Below are 5,983 nucleotides of genomic sequence, written 5' to 3' on the forward strand. Positions count from 1 at the left end.
GCCCGGCCCGCAGCACCTTCGCGAAACCCGGCGCGTCGAGCGCGTCGGCGCCCCCGGCCGCGGCGGCCATCCGCAGGAACGCCGTGCCGTACAGCGGGCCGCTGGCGCCGCCGACCTTGCTGACCAGGGTCATCCCCGTACGCTTGAGCACGTCGGCCGGGGTGGTGGGCGCTTCGCCGGCGAGCACCGCCAGGACCGCGGTCATCCCGCGGTCCATGTTGACGCCGTGGTCGGCGTCGCCGATCGCGGAATCCAGCTCGGTCAGCCGCTCCTTCTCGGCCGCGACGAGCCGGCCGAACTCCCGCACCCAGTTCGTCAGCGCCACGGTGTCCACGGTGCCGTCCATCGGGTCAGGTCCCCCACTGCAGGGCCGGGGTCCGCACCGGCGCGTCCCACAGCCGCAGGATCTCGTCGTCGGCCTTGAGCAGGGTGACCGAGCAGCCGGCCATGTCGAGGCTGGTGATGTACGGGCCGACCAGCGAGCGCGCGACGGAGACCCCCGCCTTGGCGAGGATCGCCGCCACCTCGTGGTACATGACGTACAGCTCGATGAGTGGGGTGGCGCCCATGCCGTTGACGAAGGCGATCACGCCGTCCCGGCCGGTGAAGTCCAGGTCGCCGAGGATCGGGCTGACGAGCATCTCCGCGATCTCGGCGGCCGGCGCCAGCGGCACGCGGCGGCGTCCCGGCTCGCCGTGGATGCCGATGCCGACCTCCATCTGGCCGTCCGGCAGGTCGAACGTGGGTTTGCCGGCGGTCGGGACCGTGCACGAGGAGAGCGCCACGCCCATGCTGCGGCCGTTCGCGTTGACCTTGCGGGCGATGTCGGCCACCTGGGCCAGCGGCCGGCGCTGCGCGGCGGCGGCACCGGCGATCTTCTCCACCAGCACGGTCACCCCGACCCCGCGGCGCCCGGCGGTGTAGAGGCTGTCCTGCACCGCCACGTCGTCGTCGGTCACGACGGCCTCGACGGTGACGCCGGTCTCCGCCGCGGCGAGCTCGGCCGCCATCTCGAAGTTCATCACGTCGCCGGTGTAGTTCTTGACGATGTGCAGCACCCCGGCACCGCCGTCGACGGCCTTCGTGGCCGCCATGATCTGATCGGGCACCGGGGAGGTGAAGATCTCGCCGGCGCAGGCCGCGTCCAGCATGCCCGGACCGACGAAGCCGGCGTGCAACGGTTCGTGACCCGAGCCGCCCCCGGAGACCAGCCCGACCTTGCCCTCGACCGGGGCGTCGCCGCGGCGGACGATGCGGTTCTCATGATCGACGTGAAGCTCGGGATGGGCGTCGGCGATGCCGCGGAGCGCGTCCGCGACCACCTTCGCCGGGTCGTTGATCAGCTGGTTCATCGATGACTCCTCGCCGCTCAGTGCCGGAGGGACGACCTGCTACCCCACAAATTACGCCCGGATCCCCGAAAGGGAACCGTCTCGCGGTGCGGCATTGCCGGCCCGGCTGGGCAACGCGATCCTGGGCGGCGCCGGTCGCGCCGGGCAAGCTGACGATCGCGTTCCGGCACAGCGCGCGGCACACCGGGCCGTGGCGCACCCCGTCGGGTGAAATGCCCCCGACCGGGCGCACGGTCAGCGGCCTGGGCATCGACGTCCTCACATTTCCTCCGTTCCCCCTCGCGGACCCGGTTGCCGGACGGTGAGGTAGCCGCACCGGCGAAGGGCGGCTGGCTCGGTGGTCCGCGCCGGTGCCATCGGAAAGCATCGAGTTCGCACGACGGTGCTGCTGAGGAGGCGGACGATGAAACGGCATGGATCGACGGGGCTGCAGCTGACAAGTTCGGCGCTGGTGTGCGCTCTGCTGATCGGGGTCGGCGCCCCGGCGACCGCGTCGGCGCGGCACCACTTCCGGCCGGGGTCCGCCGGGGTGGGTGACCCGTGGTACCCGATGGAAGGCAACGGTGGATACGACGTGGAGCACTACGCGCTCGATCTCACCTACGACCCGGCGAGCGGACGGCTGGACGGGGTCGCCCGGATCACGGCCGTGGCGACGCAGGACCTGTCCCGCTTCGACCTGGACCTGCAGCAGCTGACCGTTGCCCGGGTGTCGGTCGGGGGCCGGGCCGCGGCGTTCCGCCGGGACGGTCAGGAGCTGGTGGTCACGCCGCGGCGGGGGTTGCCGGCGTCGTCGCGGTTCGGGGTGGAGGTCGCCTACGGGGGTGTCCCGCAGCCGTTGGGCGGAGACACGCCGTACGGGTTCGTGCGTACGGACGACGGGATGGTGACCTTGAGCGTGCAGGACGGCGCGTCGACCTGGTTCCCGTGCAACGACCATCCGTCGGACAAGGCGCGGTTCACCTTCACGGTGCGCGTACCCCGGGGTCTGGACGTGGTGGCGAACGGACGTCGCGTGGGGCGCAGCTCCCACGGCTCGTGGACGACCCACGTCTGGTCGGAGCGCGCGCCCATGGCGACCTATCTGGCCACCGTCGACGTCGGGCGGTGGCAGGTTCGCAGCGGCGCGACGCCCGGCGGGATCCCCGAGTACGTCGCGGTCGATCCCGCGCTCACCAGGCCGGATCTGATGTCGCATTTCTGGCGTACGACGGCCGCGGTCACCGACCGATGGGCGAGGAGCTTCGGTCCATACCCGTTCGACTCGACCGGCGCGATCGTCGTGTGGGCGAGTCACGACGGTGTGCAGATCCCGTTCTCCGCGGAGACCCAGACCCGTCCCGTGTACTCGGCGGCGGACAGCGACACGATCGTCGCCCATGAGCTCGCCCACCAGTGGTTCGGCGACAGCGTCGGCTTCGCCCGGTGGAACGAGGTGTGGCTCAGCGAGGGCTTCGCCATGTTCGCGACCTGGTACTGGGACGAGCTGAACGGCAGGGCGAGCGCCCACGACCGGGCGCGGCAGATATACCAGGACCACCCCGAAGGCGATCCCTTCTGGAGCGTGCCCCTCACCGGCCCGGCGCAGCCGACCGATGAGGCCGGCGAACGGATCTACTTCGGTGGCGCAATGGTGCTGCAGATGCTGCGCGAGGAGCTGGGCGACGCGACATTCTTCGCCGTCCTGCGGGCCTGGACGCAGACGTACCGGCACCGCACCGCGACCACGGCCGACTTCACCGCCACGGCAAGCCGCGTGTCGGGCCGCAACCTGGGTGGCTTCTTCAGGACCTGGCTGTACTCCCCGGCGCGCCCGGCACTGCCGTGACGGACGGTTCGGCTGGAATCTGCCGACGGCTACCAGGACCCGGCGTCTTCCCGGCAGATCGATTACCGTGGATAAGTGGACGCCAAGACAGCGATCTCCCTGATCTCCATCGCCATCTCCGTCGGCTCCCTGATCGTCTCCGGGACGCTCGCGCTCCGGCAGACCCGAACCACCATGGACGGTTACGCCCTGCCAGTCGTGCTCCAGGTCTTCAGCCGGTTCCGGACCCAGGAGTTCTTCGACGCTCAACAGTTCATCTTCGACGAGCTTCCGCGGCAACCGGTCCGGCCGTACACGGACCTGTCGTTGGAGGCCCGGTCCCAGTTGCGCATGGTCGGCGGCCTCTACGACGACCTCGGCAAGCTGGTCGCCCACGGCATCGTCAAGGAGGAGCTGATCATCGGCTCCAACGGCCCTCAGGCCCGACGCATCTGGGAGGCGATCGAGCCCTTCGTGCGCGCCGAACGCGACAAACGCAACAGCAACCTGTGGATCTACCTGGAGGACCTGGCGTACCGAACCACCCGGAAACCGCCGGCCGTCATCCACGAGAAGCTCAAACTGCACCGGTACGCCGGACCGGGGCACACCTCCCTTCCGGCACCCCCCGAGTCCCCCGCGACGCCACGACCTCGAACGGAGCAGCCGAACTAGCGGACGGGACGAGGGGCGAGGGCGCCTGACATTTCCGGCCGCGCCGTAGTCCGGGCGCTGCTGAGCTGACCGACCGGGCTCAGGGCCGCGACAGCGCCGCGATCCGGCTCGCCACGTAACCTCGCAGCTCCTCCTCCAGGGCCCGCATCCGGGCCAGCGCCGCGCTGTCGTAGTAGAGCTCGGCCTGCGACCAGGCCGACCAGGACCGGTCGCCGCGCGAGGAGTTGGCCAGGGAGTCGACGGCGCGCAGGTTCTTCACGTCGTTGACGATCTCCAGCTGCCGCTCGGGCCGCAGTTCGGTGAAGCCCTTCATCCCCACGATCTCGTTCAGCGGCACGATGTGGTCGACAGCCAGCTTCCCGCTCTTCGGCGCCAGACCGGTCGCGGCGTCGCGGCCGTACGCCTCACCGAGCACCCGGCTGCGGGCCGCCCCGCTGGGCGACGCCGCGCGCATGACCGCGTGGACCGGCCGGCCCTCGCGGTAGAGCTGCTGGACCAACCGGAGCTGCTCGTCGAGCCCGGCCTCGATCTCCCGGCCCAGCTGCTTGGGCATCACCGCGAGCTCACGCAGCGTCAGCTTGGCGGGATCGTCCACGATCTCCGCGAGCCGCGCCCGCTCCGCGGCGTCCAGCAACGACAGGTCCATCTTGCCGGCCTGCTTCATCCGGGCGTGCACCGCCCGCAGGAACTCGGCCTCGTCCCGAATGACGGTGAGCTTGTCCTGCCGCGCCTCGAGCCTGCCCTGGGTGAAGGACTTGGGCGACCGGGCCGCCGCGGCCACGTCGGCGCCGAGGTCCAGCCCGCAGACGGTCGTGCTGAACCGGCACCAGGTGCCCCGCTCGTGCAGCCGGAAGATGTGCTTCTGGCCGCCGCTTTCCACCACGACCTCGGTGAGGTAGCCCTCCCGGCGCAGCGCCCTGTCGGTGACCTTGCGGGCGGTCCCGGCGTCGAGGGCCTGCCGGACCAGAGGCTTCTCGGCCTGGGCGAGCTCGCGGCGAATCGCCGGCAGGGACTTCTCGGCGATGTGCTCGATCTTGGCGCCGAGCTTCCCGGCGCCGGCCGCGGCCCGCCCGGCGCCGCCGCCGAACAGCCCGTGGAAGATGCGGTCGATCAGCACCTGGGTGCCGGCGCTGCCCAGGGTCTCCATCAGGTCGCGGCCCTTGCGGCCCTCGGCGTCCGCCTGCATCTCGGTGGCCAGCTCGTCCAGGGCGATGCCGGCGATCACCAGGGCGATGCTGCCGGAGAAGCCGAGCGCGAAGGCGCCGACCTTGAGCAGCAGCGGCGTGGCCTCCAGGATCCACTTGGTCTTGTCCTGGACCTGCTCGACCACCGCGGTGACGAACGGGTCGTGGCCGCGGATGAAGTCGCCCTGCGAGATCTGGTACATCCACAGCGGCCGGTCCGGCAGGTGGAACCAGATCTGGCCGGCGCCGATGTCGGTGATCTGGAAGACGCCGATCCGCTGCCCGGGCACCGCGACGGCGTCCCAGCGCCCCAGCGGAGCGGACTGCCCGTGGTGTGTGGTGAGCACGGCGCGCAGCCGTTCCGGCTCGAGGACCGGCGCGGCCAGCTTGGGCGTCATCCCGACCGCGGTCAGCAGCTCCGTCTGGTACCAGGAGGTCAGGCCGTCCCGGACGCCCGGCCGGATGTCGGGCCACCGGCGGCGGATCGTCTCCGCGCCGCCGGTCCGCGCCGCCTCGGAGCCCTCGAACTCGTGGGTGGACGTGATGCGCTTGATCAGCCCGGTGCCGTAGTCATCGACGAGCCGGTCGGTGGCGCCCGGCTGGAGCTGCACCTCCCGCACTGTGCCGCCGGTGTGCAGGGCCTTTTCCGACTCGCCGCCCCAGGTCACCAGCCGGGGCTCGGTGGCATCGCGGTCGACGAGGTGCGGGGGCATGGGCGCCGTCGGGCGGTCACGGTGACACCGGGGGCACTCGGTGGGCAGCGAGGCGTCCAGGAACATCCGGTTGGTGAACCGGAGCTGGTCGGCCGCGGGCTTGCCGAGGTCGAACAGGCTCGGCCCCGGCTGCCGCTGCACGGCCGCGGCCGCTTTCTCCTCGGGGGGACAGTCGCAGGGGACCGGGCCGCATCGCTGGGCGACCGCTGCTGACCGGCCACGCAGCAGGCTCACCACCGCGGCGTTGCCGGC

General features: G+C 71.5%; 5 protein-coding genes. 2 read left to right on the plus strand and 3 right to left on the minus strand.

Annotated features, from left to right (window positions below; genetic code table 11):
- Together AB0C29_RS29710 and dhaK are read right to left on the minus strand one after the other, a co-directional pair.
- Positions 1 to 346: DAK2 domain-containing protein (locus AB0C29_RS29710; protein WP_360826895.1), on the minus strand; the 346-nt coding region annotated here is incomplete at its 3' end.
- A gap of 4 nt (positions 347 to 350) precedes the next feature.
- Entirely contained in the window at positions 351 to 1,352 is a 1,002-nt protein-coding gene (gene dhaK / locus AB0C29_RS29715; RefSeq protein ID WP_360826898.1) for a dihydroxyacetone kinase subunit DhaK, read from the minus strand.
- A 403-nt stretch (positions 1,353 to 1,755) separates the two neighbouring features.
- On the opposite strand from dhaK, the gene AB0C29_RS29720 reads away from it, so the two are divergent.
- Positions 1,756 to 3,180: a M1 family metallopeptidase gene (locus tag AB0C29_RS29720; RefSeq protein ID WP_360826901.1), complete on the plus strand. Its 1,425-nt coding sequence runs from the start codon at positions 1,756 to 1,758 to the stop codon at positions 3,178 to 3,180.
- A 75-nt stretch (positions 3,181 to 3,255) separates the two neighbouring features.
- On the plus strand, positions 3,256 to 3,834 hold the full coding sequence (locus AB0C29_RS29725; protein WP_360826904.1) for a hypothetical protein: 579 nt from the start codon (positions 3,256 to 3,258) through the stop codon (positions 3,832 to 3,834).
- Positions 3,835 to 3,913: 79 nt separating this feature from the next.
- On the opposite strand, the gene AB0C29_RS29730 is transcribed toward AB0C29_RS29725, so the two are convergent.
- Positions 3,914 to 5,983 (minus strand): hypothetical protein (locus AB0C29_RS29730; protein WP_360826907.1); only part of this gene is annotated, 2,070 nt, incomplete at its 5' end.

Origin of the sequence: Actinoplanes sp. NPDC048791 (assembly GCF_040650095.1) — a bacterium.
GTDB lineage: Bacteria > Actinomycetota > Actinomycetes > Mycobacteriales > Micromonosporaceae > Actinoplanes.

What these genes read in the sequence shown, in the direction of transcription:
- dhaK (WP_360826898.1), bottom strand. Translation starts at nt 1,352, where the DNA reads ATGAACCAGCTGATCAACGACCCGGCGAAGGTGGTCGCGGACGCGCTC.
- AB0C29_RS29720 (WP_360826901.1), top strand. Translation starts at nt 1,756, where the DNA reads ATGAAACGGCATGGATCGACGGGGCTGCAGCTGACAAGTTCGGCGCTG.